The organism is Variovorax sp. GW823-FHT02B07 (assembly GCF_058797695.1).
Map to the genome: position 1 here is coordinate 700,978 of NZ_JBXAJX010000002.1, position 18,967 is coordinate 719,944.

Consider the following 18,967-nt stretch of genomic DNA (forward strand, 5'->3'; position numbering starts at 1 on the left):
TCCTTGTGGTCCTCAGGATTCGAAGCCGAGCACATGCTCGACCGGCAATTGCAGCCCGGGGTTGTCGTTCTGCGCCATCGGGCGTTGAGCGTCCACGAAGGCGCGCATGTCGATCACCTCGAGCAGTTCTTCATTTGCAAACGCAGCGAGCGTTCGGCCCCGCAGGCCCAACTGAATCGCGCGGCGTTCCAGCTTGTTGCCTGCCGGTGCGTGGTCCGGGTCCCATTGCAGGCGAACCTCGGAACGGTTGACCGCCTCCTGCCACGCACCGCGATCAGGATAGCGCTCGGCATCGAAGGTCGAAGGGACGGCCTCGCGCACGACCCGTTCGAAGAACGCACGACGCAGCCGCAGTCCGAGCGTGACCTCCTGGCCTTCCTTGGTGCCCCAGCCGGAGCGATACATCATCCAGAGGAAGTTCGGTTTGATCCAGCTCATCCGTGAAAGGCTGAAGTTCGGTCCGTCGAGACGGCCGTGCCGGACCGCGTATTCGCCGATGGCGGGGCGGTAGGCCTGATAGACGATGACGGACTGGGCATCGTGATGCGCCAGGATGTGCTTTCCGTCCTGCGGCCAGCGCTCGCGTTGGGCGAGATGGGGCTCGGTGGGAAGCGGCGTGGTCTGCTTGTTCATTGTTCTGGGTTCCTCTCGTTGTTGTTCTTTTTGCGATCTCATTGAGTTGCTCTGTGCAACTAATGATGGGTTGTATAGTACAACTAATAAATCCGGAGTCAAGCTGATCGTGACCATGCCCGCTTCAACGTTCCCTGCCTTGACCTTTCCCCGCCCGTTGGTCACTGTCGATGTGGCGATGTTCACTGTGCTCGACGACGCACTGCAGGTCTTGTTGGTGAAACGGGCGGCCGACAGCAACGAGCCGTTTCCTGGCAAATGGGCATTGCCAGGCGGCTTCATCAACACCGATGAAGATGCCTCGTTGCTCGACTGCGCATTGCGCAAGCTGCGCGAGAAGACCGGCGTGGTCACGCCCTATCTCGAGCAGCTTGGGAGTTGGGGTGGGGCGCAGCGCGATCCGCGCGGCTGGTCGGCCACGCACTGCTTCTATGCACTCATCCCGGTGCAGGCCATGCAGTTGCGCAGCGGCGCCAACGCCGCCGAGGTGGCGTGGTTCGAGGTCGATGCGGCCTTGCGCAAACGTCTGGCGTTCGACCACGGAGAACTGCTCGAGGCGGCCGTTGCGCGTCTGCGCAGCAAGGTGGAATACACCTCGCTGCCGGCCTTTCTTCTGGAAGAGCCTTTCACCTTGCCGTCGCTGCAGCACGCCTATGAGGTCGTGCTGGGCCGTGACATCGACAAGAGTGCCTTCCGCAAGCGGATGCTGGATGGTGGGTTCATGGAAGAGGCGGGCATGGTGGCGGGCAGCCTCGGCCGGCCCGCCATGGGCTACCGATTGCGAGACCGTTCGCAGGCCGCGTTGTTTCCGCGCACTTTCAATGCGCGGTAGGCGCAGGTCGCCTCAGGCCCGTTCCGACATCGCGTGCAGGTACGCCCGCACCGCGCCATTGCTGCTCAACCCGATCGCCCGGTCGTACGCCTGCCGCGCCGCCACGCGCGCACCGCCGGCCGCGAGCAGGTGCGCGCGTGCCGCCCAGAACGGCTGGTAGCTCGCCACCTCGTCCGACGGAATCGCATCGAGCGCGCGCAGCCCGGTCTCGGGCCCGCGCGCATTCGCCAGCGCACACGCCAGGCTCACCTGCGCGCCGATGCTCGGCCGCAGCGCGAGCAGGCCTTCGTACAGTGACACCAGCACCTCGGGCGGCACCGGTGCGCCCGCGCGGCGCTCGCAGTGGGCCGACTGGATCGCGGCCTCGAGCTGGTAGGGACCGAGCGACTGCATGGCCGACGCGATGCGCAGGTGGTGCTCGGCCTCGGCCAGCAGTGCGTGGTCCCAGCGCGTGATGTCCTGCTGGTCGAGCGGCACGTAGGCGCCGGCCTCGGTGCGGCGCGCCGCGGTGCGCGCCTCGCAGAACAGCATCAGCGCCAGCAGGCCCAGCGGCTCGGGCTCGGCAGGCAGCAGGTGGCACAGGATGCGGCCCAGGTCGATGGCCTCGGTCGTCAGGCCGCGCGGCAGGGCGTCGGCGCCGTCGACGTCGTCCCAGCCGGTGCCGTAGGCGGCGTAGATGCCGTCGAGCACGTCGCGCAGCCGGTGCGGCAGGTCGCGCGCCTGCGGGTACTCGAAAGGAATGCCGGCGGCGCGGATGCGGGCCTTGGCGCGCACCAGCCGCTGGCCCAGCGCGGAAGGCGAGGTGAGGAAGGCGCCGGCCATGCGCGCGGCATCGAGGCCGAGCACGGTCTGCAGCATCAGCGGCGCGCGCGCGGCGGCGTCGATGGCGGGGTGCGCGCAGACGAACAGCAGGCGCAGGCGCTCGTCGGGCACGGTGGTGGCATCGGGGTCGGCCTCGTCCATCTCGCCGGCGAGCAGCAGCAGGGTCTGCGTGGCGTCGTCCTGCACGCGGCTGTGGCGCCAGGCGTCGAGTTTGCGGTGCCGCGCGACGCTCAGCAGCCAGGCGTCGGGCTGCACCGGCACGCCGTCGGCGGGCCAGCGCTCGAGCGCGCGGGCGAAGGCGTCGGCCAGGGCGTCTTCGGAGGCCGCGATGTCGTGCGTGCGGGCGGACAGGATGGCGAGCAGCCGCCCGTACGACTCGCGTGCCGCGCGTTCGGCGGCGTGGTGTGCCGCCGGAGTGGTCACGTCTGGCTCGCGCCCGCCGCTGCGGTGGCGGTGAAGACCGGCCGCACTTCGACACCGCCGCTGGCGGCGCAGGGCGCACGCGCGGCCCATTCGAGCGCGGCGTCGAGGTCGGGCACGTCGACGACGAAGTAGCCGCCGAGCTGTTCCTTGGTGTCGGCGAAGGGGCCGTCCTGCACCTGGCGCTTGTCGCCGCGCACGCGCAGCGTGGTGCCGGTCATGGGCGGCAGCAGGCCGTGCCCGCCGAGCGAAATGCCCGACTGGCGCACCGCGTCGGCGTACGCGACCCAACTCGCGCGGTAGGCCTGCGACGAGGCGTCGTTGCGTTGTTCGAATTCGGCCGCGGGTTGGTAGAACATCAACATGTACTGCATGGTGTTTCTCCGTGAAGGAAAAGCTTGCCGAGCAAGATTGCTCACCACAATGACGGCCCGCAACCGGTCATTTCGACACCGGACCGGTGCCGAGCAGAAGATTCTTGATCTGTTCGCTCTTTGGCGCAACGTGGGCGCCAGGCCCCGCGCTCAGGCCGCGCGGGCGCGCACCGCGGGCGTGAACAGCGCTTCCATTTCCTGACGCAGCCGGTAGGCGGCGGTGGTGGTGTCCATCGCCACGTCGGCCCAGCTCAGGCTCTGGCCCTTCTTCACGGGGCGCACGAGCCTGACGTTGTGCGCCAGCCCGAGCGGCAGGCCGCCCAGGCGCAGCGAGCGCTCGGCCGGCAGCAGCTTGCCCCAGACGGTGTAGCCGCCTTCGCCGTCGAGCATCTCGCCCGCCGCGAGGTCGCGCTTGGCGGTGGCGACCACGTCGGCGTTCCAGCCGGTGGCCACGCCGGTGGGCTCGCCGCGCAGCGCCACGCTGGCGACCGACATGCCCACTTCGAGCCCGATCAGGTGCCAGCGCTTGTACAGCGTGAAGTAGCGCCCGCTCGGGTCGGTGTGGGCGTTGTATTCCTCGAAGCAGTTCTTGATGTAGTCGGTCTCGGCCTCGACCGTGACCCACACGCCCATGCGGATGTCGTACGGAATCTTGCGGCCGTCGGCCTCGAGCGACGAGATCACCTCGACCATGCCCTTGCGCTCCAGCACGCCGCCTTCGCTCTTCGGACGCGTGACGAAGGGAATGTCTTCCACGCTCGCGGGCGGGTAGAGCAGGCCGTCGGAGGGCACGCCCAGGCCGGTGGCGTTGGCCACGGCCGAGCTTTCGATCGACGGCTTGGAGCCGTCGAGAAAACTGTTGAACATCTTCGGGTTGAGCCCGCCGCGTTTCGCCTGCTCGGGCGTGAGGCCGTAGTTGCCCCACACGGTCTCGGGCGTCGATTCGGTGAAGTGCGGCAGCCACTTGTGGCCGCGCCCGGCCGCCACCACCGGAAAGCCGCAGGTGCGGGCCCAGTCGACCAGGTCGCAGATCAGCGCGGGCTGGTCGCCGAAGGCCAGCGAATACACCACGCCGGCCTGCTGCGCCTTGTGCGCGAGCAGCGGGCCGCAGAAGGCGTCGGCCTCGACCGTCACGTTGACCACGTGCTTGCCGTGCGCAAAGGCGTCCAGGCAATGGTCGACCGCGGCGACCGGGTTGCCGGTGCACTCGACCACGATGTCGATGGACGGCTCGCGCGTCACGGCCTGCCAGTCGTCGGTGATCCAGGTGGCGCCGGTCTTCAGCGCCTCCTGCACCGAGCCGGCGTTGCTGCGCTCGGCCTGCCAGCCCACGCGCTCCAGGTTGACGCGCGCGGCGGTGGGCGAGAGGTCGGCAATGGCGACCAGCTGCACGCCGGGCGTGCGCGGAATCTGCGCCAGGTACATGGCGCCGAACTTGCCGGCGCCGATCAGGCCGATGCGGATGGGGCGGCCTTCGGCGGCGCGTTGTTGCAAGCGGGTGTGCAGGCTCATGGCGGTCAGGCTTCCACGGTTTCGATCAGCTCGGGCGAGGTGCGCAGCGCGCTCTCGGGCAGGCCGTCTTTCCACGGCACCTCGACGGGGTAGGGCGTCAGCAGGCAGTCGTCGGGCAGCACCTCGATGGGCGTAAAGTTTCTGTGCGCGATGTATTCGGGCCGCTGGTGGCGGCGGATGTGGTTGCTGACCGCGCACAGGCTCAGGTACACCGCCACGCGGTTGAAGGGCGAGAGGTTGCTGCCCGAGGCATGCACGAGGCAGCTGTGGAACAGGATCATCGAACCGGCCGGCCCCTTGGGCGAGACGATGCCGCCCTGCTTGCCGCCCGCGCGATCGACCAGTTGGCGGATCAGGTCGTTGTCGACCGTCCATAGCGGGTAGCTGGTGGTCGTGAGGTCATGCTTCGCGTCGACCACGCCCTTGCGGTGGCTGCCCGGAATGAACATCAGCGGGCCGTTGTGCTCGGTCACTTCGTCCAGAAAGATGGCCACGTTCATCGCGCGCTCAGTGGGCATCAGGTCGTCGTTGAGCCAGGTGCCGTAGTCCTGGTGCCACTGCCACACGTCGCCCTCGAAGGCCATCTTGCCGTTGATCTTGAACTGGTGCATGTAGACCGCTTCGTCGAACAGGTCCATCACCGGCTCGACCATGCGCGGGTGCCGCGCCAGCCGCGCGAAGGGCTCGCTGATGAGGTGCGCCGCGAAGTTCGTGCGCACGGCGTCGGAGCCCTTCTCGCGCACGTTGAAGGCCGCGCGCTTGCTGTACAGGTCGGGCACCGCCTCGGTCAGCACCTTCGTCTCTTCGGGCGAGAAGTGGCCGGGGAAGAACAGGTAGCCGTCGCGCTCGAACTGCGCGCGTTGCTCGGGGGTCAGCTTCATGCCTTGTCTCCTTTCTTGGTGGGGGTTCCAGATGCGGATGCCGTGCGCGCCAGCTGCTGCGCGAGCCGCTCGGCCAGCGCGTCGCTCGCGCGCGAGACGTGCTCGTCGCTCAGGCGCGCGGCGCGTTCGACGTCGCCGGCGGCAATGGCGTCGGCAATGGCTTCGTGCTCGTCCCACAGCGACTCGCGCTGCGGCTCGGCCTGCAGCACCGCGCCCATCGCGCGGCGCAGGTGGCGCCAGTGCGGGTCGGCGCTCTGGCCGATCAGCGGGTTGTCCGAGGCGGCGTAGATGGCCTGGTGAAAAGCGACGTCGGCATCGATCATGGCTTCGACATTGCGCCCGCGCGCCGCGCGCCGGCCGCGCTCGATGAGCTTGGGGTCGATGCGAAAGCGCTGCTGCGCCGCCAGCCGCGCGGCCAGCACGTCGAGCGCGCCGCGCACCTGGTAGACCTTGCGCATCGCCTCGGCCTCCAGCGGCGCCACCAGCACGCCGCGCCCGGGCGCGTCCTGCACGAAACCGTCCTTCTTGAGCAGCCGCAGCGCCTGCAGCACCGGCTGGCGCGACACCGCGAGCCGCGCCGCGATGTCCTCCTGCGTGAGCCGCTCGCCCGGCGCGAGCGCGCCGCTGCTGATGGCGCCGAGCAGGGCGCGGTAGACCTGGTCGACGAGGTCGGGGGCGACTTCGATGCTGAGCAACTGGGCGGGCATGACGGGGCCTTTTCTGAACTCTGTATACAGAGTACGGACTTCGGCGACGGGGCGCATCCCCGGGTTTTTACCCATCGGGGCTGCAAGGAACGGCACGCCGCCGCTAAGCTCGACCCATGCAACTCCCTACCTACGACGACGTCATCGCCGCGGCCGCGCGGCTCGAAGGCCATGCCCACCGCACGCCGGTGCTGCAATCGACCACCGCCAACGAACGCTGGGGCGCGCAGTTCTTCTTTAAGTGCGAGAACTTCCAGCGCATGGGCGCGTTCAAGTTCCGCGGTGCGTTCAATGCGTTGTCGAAGTTCGACGCGGCACAACGCAAGGGCGGCGTGATCGCCTTTTCGTCGGGCAACCATGCGCAGGCCATCGCGCTGTCGGCGCGTCTGCTGTCGATGCCGGCCGTGATCGTCATGCCCAAGGACGCGCCCGCCGCCAAGGTCGCGGCCACGAAGGGCTACGGCGCCGAAGTGGTGATGTACGACCGCTTCACCGAAGACCGTGAGGCGCTGACCAAGCGGCTCGCGCAGGAACGCGGCATGACGATGATTCCGCCCTACGACCACCCCGATGTGCTCACGGGGCAGGGCACGGCGGTGAAGGAACTCATCGAAGAGACCGGCCCGCTCGATCACCTCTTCGTGTGCCTCGGCGGCGGCGGGCTGCTGTCGGGCTCGGCACTGTCGGCGCGTGCGCTGTCGCCCGCCTGCAAGGTCTACGGCGTGGAGCCCGAAGCCGGCAACGACGGCCAGCAGTCGCTGCGCGCCGGGAAGATCGTGCACATCGAAACGCCCAAGACCATCGCCGACGGTGCGCAGACGCAGCACCTGGGCGAGTACACCTTCGGGATCATCAAAAGGGATGTCGATGACATCTTCACTGTCACCGACGAGCAGCTCGTCGAGGCGATGCGCTTCTTCGCCGAGCGCATGAAGATGGTGGTGGAGCCGACGGGGTGCCTCGCGTTCGCGGGCGCCATTGCCGCTGCGAAGGCGATCGAAGGCCAGCGCGTGGGCATCGTGATCAGCGGCGGGAACGTCGACCTGTCGCGCTACGCGTCGCTGATCGGCTGATTCTTCTCAGGCCCGGATACCGCTCGCCGTCAGGTGCAGCAACCGATCCGCGCGCGCCGCCGCGCTCTCCGAGTGCGTGACCAGCACCAGCGAGGCGCCGTGCTCGCGTGTCTGGCCGATCAGCAGGTCCATCACCTTCGCGGCGGTCGACGGGTCGAGGTTGCCGGTGGGCTCGTCGGCGAGCAGCAGCGCGGGCCGGTGCACCAGCGCGCGGGCGATGGCCACGCGTTGCAACTGGCCGCCTGAGAGCGTCTGCGGCAGCCGCGCGCCCATGCCGGGCAGGCCGACGGCTTCGAGCATGTGGGCCACGCGCGCGTCTTCGCGCGGGCGGCCGAGCAGCATCAGCGGGAGCGACACGTTCTGCGCCACGTCGAGGTGCGGCAGCACGTGGAAGGCCTGGAACACGAAGCCCACGTGCTGGCGCCGCCACAGCGCGCGGGCCTCGCCGTCGAGCGCGCCGATGTCGGTGCCGTCGTGCGACACGCTGCCTTCGTCCCAAGTGTCGAGGCCGGCCATGCAGTTGAGCAGGGTCGACTTGCCCACGCCCGACTCGCCGACGATGGCGACGAACTCGCCGGGCGCGACCTGCAGGCTCACGTGTTCGAAGACCGGCGCGTCGCCGTAGTGCTTGCCGAGGTTGGAGAGGTGCAGCGTCATGCGGGCGTCGCCCCGCATGCGATGTGGGCGATCTGTGCGATGTGCTGCACGGCGGTCTGCACCGCGTCGGGCGCGTCGCAGGCGATCACGGTGCGTTGCGGCATGCTGCGCAGCCAGGTGATCTGCCGCTTGGCGAGCTGGCGCGTGGCGGCGATGCCGCGCTCGCGCAGTTCGTTCAGGGCCTTGGCGTCGGGCGGTGCGTCGCCGCAGGCGTCGAGCATCTCCCAGGCCTGGCGGTAGCCGACGCAGCGCATCGAGGGCAGGTCGGGCGACAGGTCGCCGCGCGCGCGCAGCGCCTTCACCTCGTCGAGAAAGCCGGCCGCGAGCATCGCGTCGAAGCGCTCGGCGATGCGCCCGTGCAGCCAGGCGCGGTCGTCGGGTTCGAGCGACACGAGCACGCCGCCGTCGACGGCCTTGGCCGCCTTGGTGTCGCTCGCATGGAAGCTCGACAGCGGCTGGCCGCTGCTTTCCCACACCTCGAGCGCGCGCTGGATGCGCTGGCTGTCCTGCGGCGCGAGCCGCGCGGCGGTGACGGGGTCGACCTGCGCCAGCCGCGCGTGCATCGCCGGCCAGCCGAGCGCGGCGGCTTCGGCGTCCAGGCGCGCGCGCACGGCGGGGTCGGCGGCGGGCATGGCGTCGATGCCGTCGAACAGCGCCTTGAAGTACAGCATGGTGCCTCCCACGAGCAGCGGCAGCGCGCCGCGTGCGCGGATGTCATCGATCAGGCGCGTGGCGTCGGCCACGAAGGCGGCGGCGCTGTAGCTGTCGCGCGCGTCGAGGATGTCGATCAGGTGGTGCGGTACCGCGGCCTGCTCGGCGGCGGTGGGCTTGGCGGTGCCGATGTCCATGCCGCGGTAGACCAGCGCCGAGTCGACGCTGACGATCTCGACCGGCTGCAGCCGGGCCACGGCCAGGGCGACGGCGGTCTTGCCGGACGCGGTGGGGCCGGCGAGCGCGATGTAGCGCGGGGGAACAGGGGAAGCGGGGGGCATGCGTCGAGGGTAGCAAATGACACGCGCCGGGCCGCTGCACGGGGCTTGTCTGGGACGCCGGGCGGCTGCCCGGGGCTTGCCTGCGACGCAGCGCTCAGGCGACGACGGTCGCGTCGCGCATCCGCCGGATGTCGCGCAGCGGCGGCGCACCGAACAGGCGCGCGTACTCGCGGCTGAACTGCGAGGCGCTTTCGTAGCCCACGCGCACGCCGGCGGTGCCGGCATCGATGTTCTGGTTCAGCATCAGCTGCCGCGCTTCCTGCAGGCGCAGCTGCTTCAGGTACTGCATCGGGCTCATGCCGGTCACGGCGCGGAAGTGCTGGCGGTAGGTCGACGGGCTCATGTGCGCGGACGCGGCCAGCTCGTCCGCCTGCACGGGCTTCCTGAAATTCATCTTGAGCCAGGCCAGGCTCTGCGCCACCTGCTGGCTGGGCGAGCCGACGGTCATGAGGCGCTGCAGCTGCGGGCCGTGGCGACCGGCGAGCAGGCGCACGACGATTTCCTTCTGCAGCAGCGGCGCGAGCTGCGAAACGAGCTGGGGCTCGGCCAGCAGTTCGACGAGCCGCGTGACGGTGCCCAGCAGCGTCGGGTCGAGTGCGCCCAGCGACAGGGCGCGCTGGTTGTGGGGCTCCCTGGACGGCGGGGGCAGCGCCATCTCGGTCGCGACCTGCACGATGGCGCGCGGATCGAGCCGGATCATGAGGCCCAGGAAGGGCTGCGCCGCGCTGGCGCGGGTGACGTGCGCCACCACGGGCAGGTCGGCCGTGATCAGCAGCGACTGGCCGGCGCCGTATTCATAGATCTCGTCGCCGAGTGCCGCGCGCTTCTGTCCGCCGACGGTGATGCCCAGGCCGAAGCCGTAGATGCAATGCACGGGCTCGGTCGCGGCGCTGCGCCGGTGCAGCGAGAGCTCGGGAATGGCGGTGGCGTGGTCGCCGTCGTTTCGGGCAATGCGCCCGACGGCCGTGGCCAGGGCACCGAGGACGGCCGAATCGTCTGGCTGCGTCGGCTGTAGCACTTCCATCTGAATCCTTTCGGGTGCTTGCGCAAAGTCTAGCGGGCGCATCTCATGCGCTTGGCGTTTTTGGCGCAGTCTCGTTGTTTCAGGCAAGAACGCGCGCGGATTGGGCAAGTGGCGGCGGGCGCTTCGTCGGACACTGGCCGCCGTGAAGTCCTGCCGCGCGCGGCGCGAGGACCGTGCTTTCCCCTCCACGATGATGAAAAAAGAAATGACCCACGACGAACGACATCCGCATCGCATCACCGCCTCGCTCGTGGCCGCACTGGCCATCGGCGCGAGCATGGCCGGGTCCGCGCCCGCCTTTGCCAGCACCGCGCTGGCGCAGAAGTACGCGTGCGTGGCCTGCCACCAAGCCGCCGTGAAGGTGGTGGGCCCCTCCTGGAAAGAGATCGGCGCGCGCTACGGCGACGGCAAGGGCTCGGCCGCGCAGCTGGCCGCCAGCATGAAGGCCGGCAGCTCGGGCAAGTGGGGCGCGATGCCCATGCCCGCGCAAGCCCAGGTGCCCGACGCGGACCTGCAGGCGCTCGCGCAATGGGTGCTCGACGGCGCCAAGTGAATCCGATCCATCCCACCTACCCACGGAGAAAACCAACATGAGCGCGCTCCACGTCAACGGCCGTGACCACACGGTCGACGCCGACCCCGGCACCCCCATCCTCTGGGCCCTGCGCGACACGCTGGGCATGACCGGCACCAAGTTCGGCTGCGGCGCGGCGCTGTGCGGCGCCTGCACCGTGCACATGGACGGCCAGGCCATCCGCTCGTGCATCACGCCCATCGCGGCGGCCGAGGGCAAGAAGATCACCACCATCGAAGCCGTGACCGGCGGCAACGACCGCGTGGGCGCGGCCGTGTATGCCGCGTGGGTCAAGCACGACGTCGCGCAGTGCGGCTACTGCCAGAGCGGCCAGATCATGAGCGCGACCGCCTTCCTGCAGTCGCTGCCCAAGGGCAAGCAACCCAGCACCGACGAGATCGACTCGGCCATGGCCGGCAACATCTGCCGCTGCGGCACCTACGCCCGCATCCGCGCCGCCGTGGCCGATGCGGCCAAGACCCTCGCCTAAGGAGCCGACGACATGCTGCCAAACATCGACTACAACGACCTGCCGCGCGCGCTGCAGCGCCTGATGGCCCAGCCTGCGACCGATGACGCCGACGCGGCCGCCACGCTGCCCCGTCGCAGCTTCCTGAAGATGGCCGGCGCCGGCGGCCTCGTGCTCGGCGCTTTCCCTCACATGGCCATGGCGCAGGCCGACGGCCCGGCCAAGGCCGGCGGTGCGCTCAAGCCGACGCAACAGCCTTCGGCCTTCGTGCAGATCGCGCCCAACGGCGAGGTCACGGTGACCATCAACCGCCTCGAGTTCGGCCAGGGCGTGCAGACCGGCCTGCCGATGATCCTGGCCGAAGAGCTCGATGCCGACTGGGCCCTGGTGCGCAGCCGCAACGGCACCAACGATGCCGCCTACGCCGACCCGCTGTTCGGCATGCACCTGACCGGCGGTTCCAACTCGATCAAGAACAGCTACACGCAGTACCGCGAACTGGGCGCGCGTGCGCGGGCCATGCTGCTGTCGGCCGCGGCGCAGCGCTGGAAGGTCGACGTGGCCACGCTGCGCACGCAGGCCGGCACGGTGATCGGCCCGGGCGGGCGCAAGGCGGGCTACGGCGAGCTGGCCGAAGCGGCCATGGCGCTACCGGTGCCCGAGACGGTGACGCTGAAGAGCCCGAAAGACTTCCGGATCATCGGCCGCCCGACCACGCGCCTGGACGCGCGCGCCAAGAGCAGCGGGCGACAGGACTTCGGCATCGACGTGAAGCAACCCGGCCAGCTCACGGCCGTGGTGGCGCATCCGCCCGTGTTCGGCGCCCGCCTGGCTTCGGTGGACGACAGCGCCGCGCGCGCCGTCAAGGGCGTGAAGGCCGTGCTGCGCATTCCGCTGGACCGTGGCGCCGAGGGCGTGGCCGTGGTGGCCGACGGCTACTGGCCGGCCAAGCTGGGTCGCGACGCGCTCAAGCTGCAGTGGAACACCGATGCGGTGGAGAAGGTCGACAGCGACAAGCAGCTGGCCCAGTACCGCGAACTCGCCGGGCGCCCCGGCAACCGCAAGTTCGACGCCGACATGGCGCCGCTGGCCGGCGCGCCGCACAAGCTCGAGGCCGAGTTCGTGTTCCCCTACCTGGCCCATGCGCCCATGGAGCCGGAGAACTGCACCGTGAAGCTGTCGGACGGCCGCGCCGAGCTGTGGGTTGGCACGCAGTCCGCCGACCTCGACGGCCAGGCCGCGGCACGCACGCTGAAGCTCGACCCCGCGCAGGTGAAGGTGAACGTGCAGATGGCGGGCGGCGGCTTCGGCCGGCGCTTCGTGGGCTCGAGCGACTTCGTGGTCGAGGCCTGCGAGATCGCCAAGGCCGCGCGCACCGCCGGCCTGAAAGACGCCCCCGTGCGCCTGCTGTGGAGCCGCGAGGACGACATCAAGGGCGGCTACTACCGTCCCATGCACCTGCACCGCGCCCGCATCGGTTTCGACGAACGCGGCAAGATCCTGGCGTGGGACCACGTGATCGTCGGCCAGTCGATCACCGCGGGCACGGTGTTCGCGGGTTCCATGGTGAAGGACGGCATCGACGCCACCGCGGTGGAGGGCATGCGCGATCCGTACCCCGTGCCGATGCGCCTCACGGTGCATCACCCGCAGGTGAACGTGCCGGTGCTGTGGTGGCGCAGCGTGGGGTCCACGCACACCGCCTTCGTGATGGAGACGCTGATCGACGAGATCGCCCGCACGACCAAGCAGGACCCGGTGGCCTACCGCATGAACCTCTTCGGCGACAAGCACCCGCGCCACCGCGCCGCGCTGCAATTGGCGGTCGACAAGAGCGGCTACGGCAAGAAGAAGCTGGCCGAAGGCCGCGCCTGGGGCGTGGCCGTGCACGAGTCCTTCGAGTCGGTGGTGGCCTATGTCGTCGAAGCGTCGGTGAAGGACGGCCAGCCGGTGCTGCACCGCGTGACCTCGGGCGTGCACTGCAACCTGGCGGTGAACCCGCGCAGCGTGGAAGCGCAGGTGCAGGGCGCGGCGGTGATGGGGCTGTCGACCTGCTTGCAAGGCAGCGCCATCACGCTGAAGGACGGCGTCGTGCAGCAGGGCAACTTCGGCGACTTCAGCGTGGCGCGCATCACGCAGGTGCCCGAGTTCGACGTGCACATCGTGCCCAGCGCCGACGCGCCCAAGGGGATGGGGGAGCCGGGCCTGCCGCCGCTCGCGCCTGCGTTTGCGAATGCCGTCGCGCGGCTGACGGGCAAGCCCTTGCGCCAGCTGCCGTTCGACCTGGCCTCGGCCTGACGCGGGAACGGAACCGCCTGAAAAAGGCGGGCTAGATGGCAGCGGGGGCGGGCGTGTGCGCCTCGCCCCGCACCTCTTGCGGCGACAGCGCCGCGGAAGGCAATGAGGGCTGTGCAGGCCGCGGCGACACCAGCCGCGGCTGCGGCCGGCTGTCCGCCACGGTGCTGCTGTCCTCGGGCTTCATGCGAAACAGCTGCGACAGCGCCGCGCGGTACTGCGTCGCGCCCACCGAGTTGGTGTTGTGGTGCGAGCCGCCCTCGACCAGCACGAACATCTTGGGCACCGTGGCCGCGTCGTACAGCTTGCGCCCGAGCGTCGGGTTGATCAGGCTGTCGGCGGTGCCGTGCACCACCAGCAGCGGCGCGCCGATGTCCTTGACGGTGCGAATCGCCTCGAAGCGCTGCGTGATGAACGGGCCGAAGGGCAGCCAGCCCCACTTGAAGCTGCTGGCCACGTCGGCGATGGAGGTGAAGGTGCTCTCGACGATGGTGCCGCTCTCGTCGTTCACCGTGGCCGCCAGGTCGATGCCGATGGCGCCGCCCAGCGAGTGGCCGAAGATGTAACGGTGTTGGCGCGGATGGCGCGCGGCCAGCCAGGTCCAGGCGGCGCGGGCGTCTTCGCGGGCCGAGGCTTCCGAGGGCAGGCCCTTGGAACTCTTGCCGAAGCCGCGGTAGTCGATGGCCAGCACCGAGAAGCCCAGCTCGTGCATGCGCTGGATGCGCGGTGCCGAGCCGGCCACGTTGTAGCGCGCACCATGCAGGTACAGCAGCACGGGGGTCTCGGTGGTTTCGGGGGCGCCGCCGAGCCACAGGCCGTGCAGGCGCGCCGGTTCACCGGTGATGGACGACTGGAAGTCGATCCAGACATCCTGCATGCCTTCGGTCATCTGGGCCGAATTGCCCCAGCTGCGGTCGCTGGGCTGGAAGATCCATTCGCGCTGGCGTTCGTCGAGGGTCGAACAGCCGGCTGCCAGGAGGGCACAGAGCGAAAAGATGGACGCGAGGAGGGGCCAGCGTTTGATCATGGGGTGGAGGGACAGCGAAAGTCGGCCGAAAGTTCATCTGCTTGCTTTCTGAAACGCGTCGGCATCGCGTGTCAGCTCCCCCTGTGCAGCGCTCGCCGGCGCCTGGCACGAGACCATGCAACGTGCGTGCCCGCACCGTGGATGACGCCACAAAACCCTCGAAAACCCTCGAAATGGGCGCTGATGGCGCTTATCTGCCGCACAGGCCCCGGTGTTCAGCCCGGCGCCGGCTGCACGAAATACACCACCATCCGCAGGTGCCGGTGCGTGTCGACCACCAAGGTTTCGTGGTGAAACTCCAACGGTCCGCTGTCGGCCGTCTGTACGCATCCGAGGCCGCGCCGGGCGGACGCGCTGTCGGGGGTGTCCCACCAGCGGCGGAAGTCGGGCGAGAGCGCTTTCAGGTCCGCGACCAGGCCCAGCATGGCCGGATCGTCGGGTGCGATGGCGAAGTCGTATCGGAATTGCGCCAGCAGCCCGGGCGCATCGTCGCGCCAGGCGGGCAGGCGCGGGCGCAGTTCGGGGTCGGCGAACACCATGCGAAGGAGGTTGCGCGCCTCGCGCTCCCGCGCGCTGAAGCCGAACAGCGCGTCGGCCGCGGCGTTCCAGGCCACCACGTCCCAGCGCAGGTTGAACACGTAGGCGGGGCGGGTGGGCAGCTCGTCCATGAGCTGCTGGATGTGGGGCGTGACCGACGCCTGCTGATGGGCCTCGGGCGGCGGCGGGCGCTTGTGGGCCAGCAGGAACAGGTGGCTGCACTCGGCGTCGTCGAGCTTCAGGGCGTGGGCCACGCCGAGCAGGAATTTCTGCGACACCTGGATCTCGCGCCCCTGCTCGAACCAGGTGTACCAGGTGAGCCCCACGCCGGCCATCACCGCGACCTCTTCGCGCCGCAGGCCGGGCGTGCGGCGCCGCCCCTGCGAGGGCAGGCCCACATCGGCGGGCGTGAGCTTGCGGCGGTGCCGGGTGAGGAACTCCGACAGCTCGTTCTTGGTGCGGCTGAGGCTGCGCTCGATCAAGGCTGTTGTCTCCAGTAATAGGATAAACGCTTAAATTGTAATGTGATGATCTTGTCCTGAAGATGGGGCTTCCGCAACCCGAACGCGCACCCGGAGGCCTCTTTTGACCGCACCTTGTGATTCACTTTCCCTTTCCGACAGCCCACCCGCCGCGAGGCGCGACGGCCGCGCCGGCGCCCGCGAATGGACGAGGCTCGCGCTGCTGGCGCTGCCGACCCTGCTGCTCGGGCTCGACCTCACGCTGCTGCACCTGGCACTGCCCGCGCTGGCCCTGGACCTGCGCCCCACGAGCGCGCAGGCGCTGTGGATCGTCGATGCCTACGGTTTCATGATTGCCGGCTTTCTCGTCACGATGGGCACGCTGGGCGACCGCATCGGGCGGCGCAAGCTGCTCATGGTGGGGGCGGCGGCGTTCGGTGTGGCGTCAGTGATCGCGGCCTCTTCGACCAGCGCCAACCAACTGATCGCCGCGCGCGCCGTGCTCGGCGTGGCGGGCGCGACGCTGATGCCGTCGACGCTGGCGCTGATCAGCAACATGTTCCTGCACCCGCACCAGCGCGCGCTCGCCATCGGGCTGTGGGCGACCATGTTCGCGCTCGGCATGGCGGCCGGGCCCGTGGTGGGCGGCCTGCTGCTGGCGCACCACGGCTGGGGCGCGGCCTTTCTCGTCGCGCTGCCGGTGGTCGGGCTGCTGCTGGTGGCGGCGCCGTTCTTGCTGCCGGAGTACCGCGCGCCGCAGCAGGGGCGGCTCGATCTGCCCAGCGTCGCGCTGTCGCTGCTCGCCTTGCTGCCGGTGGTCTACGGCATCAAGCAGGTCGCGAAGGACGGGATCGGCGTCGGTGCCGTGCTGGCGCTCGTCGGCGGGCTGGCGTTCGCGCTGGGGTTCGTCCGGCGGCAGCGGCGGCTGCGCCATCCGCTGATCGACCTCGGCCTGTTCGCCAGCCGGGCCTTCAGCGTCGCGCTCGTGGTGTTGCTGGTGGGGCTGGTCGGTGTCGGCGGCACGATGCTGCTGGTGACCCAGTACCTGCAGCTGGTGGCGGGGCTGTCACCCCTGGAGGCCGGGCTGTGGATGGGCCCGCCGGCGCTCGCGATGCTGGTGGCCGGCATCACCGCGCCGCTGCTCACGCGGCGCATCCGGCCGGGCCATGTGATGGCGGGGGCGCTGGGGTTGTCGGTCGTGGGCTACGTGGTGCTGAGCCAGCTCGATCGCACGCCGCATGGCATTGCACTGGTCACAGCCGCGTTCTCGCTCGTGTACCTCGGCCTGGGCACCATCGCCGCGCTGGGGACCGACTTGGTGGTGAGCGCTGCGCCGCCCGAGAAGGCGGGATCGGCCTCGGCCTTGTCCGAAACGGTGCAGGAGCTGGGCCTGGCTGTTGGGATCGCCACGCTGGGCAGCCTGACGACGGCGGTGTATCGCACGCGAATGGGCGACCCGATCGATGGCATGGCCGTGAACCTTCAACGCGCGGTATCGGACAGCCTGGCCGGCGCTACAGCGGTCGCGCATGAATTGCCCGCCGGTGTGCTGGAGCAAGCGCAAGCCGCCTTCCTCGCAGGACTGAATGCCGCCGCAGCCACCAGCGCCGTCAGCATCGCGGTCCTGGCGGTGCTGGCCGCCGTCACGCTGCGGCATGTCGGCGTGGCCGCCGATGACGGGCTCAGCGCCCGCGCATGAACAGCGAATCGAGCTCGCGGATCGACAGCTGGCGCCAGGTCGGTCGGCCGTGGTTGCACTGGTCGGAGCGCTCGGTGGCTTCCATCTGGCGCAGCAGGGCGTTCATCTCGTCGATGGTGAGCTTGCGGTTGGCGCGCACCGCGCCGTGGCAGGCCATGGTCGACAGCAGTTCGTTCTGCGCGCGCTGCACCACGGTGCTCGCGTCGTGCTGGCCCAGTTCGGCGAGCACGCTGCGCGCCAACTCCACCGGGTCGCCGTCGGCCAGCGTGCCGGGCACGGCGCGCACCGCCAGCGTGCGGGCCGAGAAGGGCGTGATCTCCAGCCCCAGCGTGGGCAGCACCTCGGCGCAGGCCTCGGCCGTGGCCACTTCCTGCGGCGTGGCGGCGAAGGTGGCCGGGATCAAGAGCGGCTGGCTCGTGATGGCCGCGCCGTCGAGCTGGGTCTTGAGTCGCTCGTAGACGATGCGCTCGTGCGCCGCGTGCATGTCGACGATCACGAGGCCCTGGCTGTTCTCGGCCAGGATGTAGATGCCCTGCAGCTGGGCCAGTGCGCGGCCCAGCGGCCAGGCGTCCTGGTTCATGACCGGCGCTGGCATGGGGGCCAGGGCCTCGCTGTCGGGCAGTCCGACCGGCGCGCGGAACGACATCGCCGGCGCTTCGGTCTGCCACTGCGACGGGGCCGTGACGGGCGCATGCCCCTGTTCCTCGGAGCGCCGCGGCCACATGGCCTCGAAGTCGCCGGCACCGCGCTCGCGCGCCTGGAACGGGATCGCGGGCTGCGACCAGCTGGCGCTCGGCGGCAGCGGGGTCTGCTTGAAGAAGGGCTGCGGCGGCACGTCGGCCGGTGCCAGGGCATCGCCGGCGCGCGGCGCGGCCAGGGCGTCCTCGATGGCGTGGCGCACCGCCTGGTGCACCTCGCGCCCGTCGCGAAAGCGCACCTCGATCTTGGTCGGGTGCACGTTGACGTCGACGCGCGCGGGGTCGATCTCCAGGTACAGCACGTACACCGGCTGGCGCTGGCCGTGCAGCACGTCTTCGTAGGCGCTGCGCACCGCGTGCGACAGCACCTTGTCGCGCACGAAGCGGCCGTTGACGTAGAAGAACTGCTGGTCGTTGCGCGAGCGCGCCGCATCGGGAATGCCGGCACGGCCGACCACGCGCACCGGGCCGCCTTCGCGCAGCACGGAGACGCTCTGCGACACGAAGTCGTCGCTCAGCGCATCGGCCAGCCGCTGCTCGGGCGTGGCGGCGGCGCGCCATTGTTCGATCAACTTGCCGTCGTGCCAGACCGAAAAGCCCACCTCCGGCCGCGTCAGCGCATGGCGGCGCACGGCCTCGATGCAGTGGGCCAGCTCGGTGGCGTCGGTCTTCAAGAACTTGCGCCGCGCGGGCGTGGCAAAGAACAGCTCGCGCACCTCGACCGTGGTGCCCACCGAACGCGCCACCGGCCGCAGCTCGCCGGTGCCGCCATCGAGCACGAAGGCGCTGTCGGCGCCGGTGAAGCGCGAGAGGATGCTGAGCTCGGCGATCGCGTTGATGGCCGCCAGCGCCTCGCCGCGAAAGCCCATGGTGCCGACCGTTTCGAGGTCGCTCAGGCTCGCGATCTTGCTGGTGGCGTGGCGACGCAGCGCCACCGTGAGTTCCTCGCGCGGAATGCCCAGGCCGTCGTCTTCGACCGAAATCAGCCGCACGCCGCCCGAGGCCAGCCGCACGGTGATCTGGCGCGCGCCGGCGTCCAGCGCGTTGTCGAGCAGTTCGCGCACCACCGAGGCGGGGCGCTCGACCATTTCACCGGCGGCGATCTGGCTGATCAGCTCGTCGGGGAGTTCACGGATCGGGCGGCGTTCGGCGGGGGGGAGGGAGGAGGGTAGGGCACTCACCGGAAACATTCTAAAAGCGGGGCGCAGACCGGGCGATTCGCAGGGTATCGGGGTGTCCGGGCGGTGTATTTGGCGCGCTTATACCGATCCTCAACCGAT

The 18,967-nt window shown here is 69.9% G+C and carries 18 protein-coding genes; 6 read left to right on the forward strand and 12 right to left on the reverse strand.

Going from position 1 to position 18,967, the window contains the following annotated elements:
- Positions 1–12: 12 nt before the first annotated feature.
- Positions 13–633, reverse strand: a complete 621-nt coding sequence (locus AC1RGU_RS14395; protein ID WP_492696638.1) for a DUF4291 domain-containing protein — start codon at positions 631–633, stop codon at positions 13–15.
- Positions 634–748: 115 nt separating this feature from the next.
- Here AC1RGU_RS14395 and AC1RGU_RS14400 point away from each other — a divergent pair, with 115 nt between their 5' ends.
- Positions 749–1,465 carry an NUDIX hydrolase gene (locus tag AC1RGU_RS14400; RefSeq protein WP_492697088.1) on the forward strand — a complete coding sequence of 239 codons (717 nt, stop codon included), beginning with the start codon at positions 749–751 and terminating at the stop codon, positions 1,463–1,465.
- A 12-nt stretch (positions 1,466–1,477) separates the two neighbouring features.
- Here the strand turns inward: AC1RGU_RS14400 and AC1RGU_RS14405 are convergent, their stop codons facing one another.
- The 5 genes from AC1RGU_RS14405 to AC1RGU_RS14425 all read right to left on the reverse strand — a co-directional run bounded on the left by AC1RGU_RS14405 (position 1,478) and on the right by AC1RGU_RS14425 (position 6,181).
- The gene (locus tag AC1RGU_RS14405; RefSeq protein ID WP_492696639.1) at positions 1,478–2,710 is read right to left on the reverse strand and encodes an RNA polymerase sigma factor; all 1,233 of its coding nucleotides are present in this window, start codon (positions 2,708–2,710) and stop codon (positions 1,478–1,480) included.
- Positions 2,707–3,081 (reverse strand): YciI family protein, encoded by a 375-nt coding sequence (locus AC1RGU_RS14410; protein ID WP_062478473.1) that lies wholly within the window; start codon positions 3,079–3,081, stop codon positions 2,707–2,709. The genes AC1RGU_RS14405 and AC1RGU_RS14410 overlap by 4 nt, the downstream gene beginning before the upstream one ends.
- Positions 3,082–3,231: 150 nt before the next feature.
- Positions 3,232–4,593, reverse strand: coding sequence for an NAD(P)H-dependent oxidoreductase (locus AC1RGU_RS14415; protein ID WP_492696640.1), 1,362 nt, complete (start codon positions 4,591–4,593; stop codon positions 3,232–3,234).
- 5 nt (positions 4,594–4,598) lie between these two features.
- The gene (locus AC1RGU_RS14420) at positions 4,599–5,474 is read right to left on the reverse strand and encodes a phytanoyl-CoA dioxygenase family protein (protein ID WP_492696641.1); all 876 of its coding nucleotides are present in this window, start codon (positions 5,472–5,474) and stop codon (positions 4,599–4,601) included.
- The gene (locus AC1RGU_RS14425; protein ID WP_062478482.1) at positions 5,471–6,181 is read right to left on the reverse strand and encodes a GntR family transcriptional regulator; all 711 of its coding nucleotides are present in this window, start codon (positions 6,179–6,181) and stop codon (positions 5,471–5,473) included. Before AC1RGU_RS14425 ends, AC1RGU_RS14420 begins: the two co-directional genes overlap by 4 nt.
- Before the next feature lie 116 nt (positions 6,182–6,297).
- Here AC1RGU_RS14425 and AC1RGU_RS14430 point away from each other — a divergent pair, with 116 nt between their 5' ends.
- Positions 6,298–7,254, forward strand: a complete 957-nt coding sequence (locus tag AC1RGU_RS14430) for a threo-3-hydroxy-L-aspartate ammonia-lyase (protein WP_487848416.1) — start codon at positions 6,298–6,300, stop codon at positions 7,252–7,254.
- Positions 7,255–7,260: 6 nt separating this feature from the next.
- Here the strand turns inward: AC1RGU_RS14430 and AC1RGU_RS14435 are convergent, their stop codons facing one another.
- The 3 genes from AC1RGU_RS14435 to AC1RGU_RS14445 form a co-directional block, all read right to left on the reverse strand.
- Entirely contained in the window at positions 7,261–7,911 is a 651-nt protein-coding gene (locus AC1RGU_RS14435; RefSeq protein WP_095746026.1) for an ABC transporter ATP-binding protein, read from the reverse strand.
- A complete protein-coding gene (miaA, locus tag AC1RGU_RS14440; RefSeq protein WP_492696642.1) occupies positions 7,908–8,903 on the reverse strand; it encodes a tRNA (adenosine(37)-N6)-dimethylallyltransferase MiaA in 996 nt (331 codons plus the stop codon). The genes AC1RGU_RS14435 and miaA overlap by 4 nt, the downstream gene beginning before the upstream one ends.
- A gap of 94 nt (positions 8,904–8,997) precedes the next feature.
- On the reverse strand, positions 8,998–9,927 hold the full coding sequence (locus AC1RGU_RS14445) for an AraC family transcriptional regulator (protein WP_492696643.1): 930 nt from the start codon (positions 9,925–9,927) through the stop codon (positions 8,998–9,000).
- Between the two features lie 205 nt (positions 9,928–10,132).
- Between AC1RGU_RS14445 and AC1RGU_RS14450 the strand changes: the two genes are divergently transcribed.
- Genes AC1RGU_RS14450 through AC1RGU_RS14460 form a run of 3 tightly spaced genes read left to right on the forward strand, consistent with a single transcriptional unit; the run spans position 10,133 to position 13,268 of the window.
- On the forward strand, positions 10,133–10,480 hold the full coding sequence (locus tag AC1RGU_RS14450) for a c-type cytochrome (RefSeq protein ID WP_240531158.1): 348 nt from the start codon (positions 10,133–10,135) through the stop codon (positions 10,478–10,480).
- Positions 10,481–10,517: 37 nt separating this feature from the next.
- Positions 10,518–10,991 (forward strand): (2Fe-2S)-binding protein, encoded by a 474-nt coding sequence (locus tag AC1RGU_RS14455; protein WP_492696644.1) that lies wholly within the window; start codon positions 10,518–10,520, stop codon positions 10,989–10,991.
- 12 nt (positions 10,992–11,003) lie between these two features.
- A complete protein-coding gene (locus AC1RGU_RS14460) occupies positions 11,004–13,268 on the forward strand; it encodes a xanthine dehydrogenase family protein molybdopterin-binding subunit (RefSeq protein WP_492696645.1) in 2,265 nt (754 codons plus the stop codon).
- A gap of 31 nt (positions 13,269–13,299) precedes the next feature.
- Here AC1RGU_RS14460 and AC1RGU_RS14465 read toward each other — a convergent pair whose 3' ends face one another.
- Together AC1RGU_RS14465 and AC1RGU_RS14470 are read right to left on the reverse strand one after the other, a co-directional pair.
- The gene (locus AC1RGU_RS14465; RefSeq protein ID WP_175497121.1) at positions 13,300–14,292 is read right to left on the reverse strand and encodes an alpha/beta hydrolase; all 993 of its coding nucleotides are present in this window, start codon (positions 14,290–14,292) and stop codon (positions 13,300–13,302) included.
- A gap of 215 nt (positions 14,293–14,507) precedes the next feature.
- Positions 14,508–15,311, reverse strand: coding sequence for a helix-turn-helix transcriptional regulator (locus AC1RGU_RS14470; RefSeq protein WP_492696646.1), 804 nt, complete (start codon positions 15,309–15,311; stop codon positions 14,508–14,510).
- Between the two features lie 103 nt (positions 15,312–15,414).
- Between AC1RGU_RS14470 and AC1RGU_RS14475 the strand changes: the two genes are divergently transcribed.
- Positions 15,415–16,989, forward strand: coding sequence for an MFS transporter (locus AC1RGU_RS14475; protein WP_492696647.1), 1,575 nt, complete (start codon positions 15,415–15,417; stop codon positions 16,987–16,989).
- Here AC1RGU_RS14475 and mutL read toward each other — a convergent pair.
- The gene (gene mutL, locus AC1RGU_RS14480) at positions 16,973–18,868 is read right to left on the reverse strand and encodes a DNA mismatch repair endonuclease MutL (RefSeq protein ID WP_492696648.1); all 1,896 of its coding nucleotides are present in this window, start codon (positions 18,866–18,868) and stop codon (positions 16,973–16,975) included. The genes AC1RGU_RS14475 and mutL overlap by 17 nt on opposite strands.
- Between the last annotated feature and the right edge of the window lie 99 nt (positions 18,869–18,967).

Bases quoted from the DNA above. Each gene is read 5' to 3' on its own strand.
- AC1RGU_RS14460 (WP_492696645.1), top strand. From the start codon at position 11,004: ATGCTGCCAAACATCGACTACAACGACCTGCCGCGCGCGCTGCAGCGC.
- AC1RGU_RS14445 (WP_492696643.1), bottom strand. From the start codon at position 9,927: ATGGAAGTGCTACAGCCGACGCAGCCAGACGATTCGGCCGTCCTCGGT.
- miaA (WP_492696642.1), bottom strand. From the start codon at position 8,903: ATGCCCCCCGCTTCCCCTGTTCCCCCGCGCTACATCGCGCTCGCCGGC.
- AC1RGU_RS14395 (WP_492696638.1), bottom strand. From the start codon at position 633: ATGAACAAGCAGACCACGCCGCTTCCCACCGAGCCCCATCTCGCCCAA.
- AC1RGU_RS14465 (WP_175497121.1), bottom strand. From the start codon at position 14,292: ATGATCAAACGCTGGCCCCTCCTCGCGTCCATCTTTTCGCTCTGTGCC.
- AC1RGU_RS14400 (WP_492697088.1), top strand. From the start codon at position 749: ATGCCCGCTTCAACGTTCCCTGCCTTGACCTTTCCCCGCCCGTTGGTC.
- AC1RGU_RS14415 (WP_492696640.1), bottom strand. From the start codon at position 4,593: ATGAGCCTGCACACCCGCTTGCAACAACGCGCCGCCGAAGGCCGCCCC.
- AC1RGU_RS14435 (WP_095746026.1), bottom strand. From the start codon at position 7,911: ATGACGCTGCACCTCTCCAACCTCGGCAAGCACTACGGCGACGCGCCG.
- AC1RGU_RS14430 (WP_487848416.1), top strand. From the start codon at position 6,298: ATGCAACTCCCTACCTACGACGACGTCATCGCCGCGGCCGCGCGGCTC.
- AC1RGU_RS14450 (WP_240531158.1), top strand. From the start codon at position 10,133: ATGACCCACGACGAACGACATCCGCATCGCATCACCGCCTCGCTCGTG.
- AC1RGU_RS14420 (WP_492696641.1), bottom strand. From the start codon at position 5,474: ATGAAGCTGACCCCCGAGCAACGCGCGCAGTTCGAGCGCGACGGCTAC.
- AC1RGU_RS14455 (WP_492696644.1), top strand. From the start codon at position 10,518: ATGAGCGCGCTCCACGTCAACGGCCGTGACCACACGGTCGACGCCGAC.
- AC1RGU_RS14425 (WP_062478482.1), bottom strand. From the start codon at position 6,181: ATGCCCGCCCAGTTGCTCAGCATCGAAGTCGCCCCCGACCTCGTCGAC.
- AC1RGU_RS14410 (WP_062478473.1), bottom strand. From the start codon at position 3,081: ATGCAGTACATGTTGATGTTCTACCAACCCGCGGCCGAATTCGAACAA.